Source organism: Caballeronia sp. ATUFL_F1_KS39, assembly GCF_023630985.1.
In the GTDB taxonomy this organism is placed as follows: domain Bacteria; phylum Pseudomonadota; class Gammaproteobacteria; order Burkholderiales; family Burkholderiaceae; genus Caballeronia; species Caballeronia zhejiangensis.
Genome location: NZ_JALQDZ010000123.1, coordinates 1 through 249 on the forward strand (window position 1 = coordinate 1; position 249 = coordinate 249).

Genomic DNA, 249 nt, shown 5'->3' on the forward strand with positions numbered 1-249 from the left:
GCCGTAGAGCCGCGTCGTGAAGATGATGCGCTGCGTGACGCGCAACACGAGCGCGACGGAGTTCGCGGCGAGCAGCGCCTGCAGCCAGACCGAATCGATGAACGGCGACGGGAAAAAATCGCGCGCGAGACCGAAATACGAAGCCGTGGCGAACAGCATGAACTGCACGGCGAGCAGATACGCGAACATGCCGACGAACGCCGTCACCACGCCCTTGCGGTCGCGCATCAGCAGATAGCGGTTCGCGAG

The 249-nt window shown here is 63.9% G+C and carries 1 pseudogene; it reads right to left on the minus strand.

The window, feature by feature from the left end:
• Positions 1-249, minus strand: a pseudogene (nfrB, locus tag NCR93_RS31815) (glycosyl transferase family protein); the annotation flags it as partial.